This window comes from Ralstonia sp. ASV6 (genome assembly GCF_016429285.1).
In the GTDB taxonomy this organism is placed as follows: domain Bacteria; phylum Pseudomonadota; class Gammaproteobacteria; order Burkholderiales; family Burkholderiaceae; genus Ralstonia; species Ralstonia flaminis.
Genome location: NZ_JAELUI010000328.1, coordinates 1 through 836 on the forward strand (window position 1 = coordinate 1; position 836 = coordinate 836).

Below are 836 nucleotides of genomic sequence, written 5' to 3' on the forward strand. Positions count from 1 at the left end.
TTTGGGTAATTCCTACCCAAACCGGACCAAAATGGGTTGAATTTCGAGGGTAGGGGTTGCCTGCAGAAGCTTGCGCAGTAAGGGTTTCAAGTCCTCGTCACGGTGGTTGAATCGGTAGCAGGTTTCAGCCAAGTAAAGATGGAAGAATTTGCTGGGCACACCACGGTACGGATAGAGCCAGTTTTTGGCGTAACTCCAGAAGCCCTCGATACCGTTGATGTGGTCCCGGCCTACCGGTTTGCCTTTCTCCTTGCGCACCACCACGTGGTCACCTCGTAGCCGCAAGGTGGCATAGGCCTGCCACGCATCGGTGTAGTACAGCGAGCCCTCACGAGTATGCGCTTGGATCTGGTCCATGATGGCCGCCTGGTCATGCTGAGCAATCGGTGCGGCCTTCACTTGACCGTTGCGTTTGACGATGCCGAAGACCACCACCTTGCCCGCCGCTCCCCAACCCCGTTTGCCGTGCCGAGCCCCGCCAAACGTGGTTTCGTCGCATTCCAGGGCGCCCGTGAACGGCTCGCGCAACTGCTCTTGCTGTGCCATGCAGGCGCGGATCAGCCGATAGAAGCGCTCGCGAGATTTGGCGCTGACCGACGTGTCAAAACGCTGCCGATACACTGGCACACCCAGCACGAACAACTCCAGCAAACGCGTCTTCTCACGGCTGCTCAGTCGCACCGAGTCCCACACCGAAGTCCAGCTAAACCGCTTGCCGCATGCGCGGCATTTGAGCCGCCCATCGGAGAGTTTGTAGGGCCTGCTTGCGGAACAATCCGGGCATCGCTTCATGGTCGGACCAGGGTAACTCTGGTCCGGTTTGGGTAGGAATTACC

General features: G+C 58.7%; 1 protein-coding gene. It reads right to left on the minus strand.

The features are described 5' to 3' along the window. Positions 1-12 precede the first annotated feature (12 nt). Positions 13-651: an IS1595 family transposase gene (locus JHD73_RS27890; protein ID WP_199033358.1), complete on the minus strand. Its 639-nt coding sequence runs from the start codon at positions 649-651 to the stop codon at positions 13-15. Between the last annotated feature and the right edge of the window lie 185 nt (positions 652-836).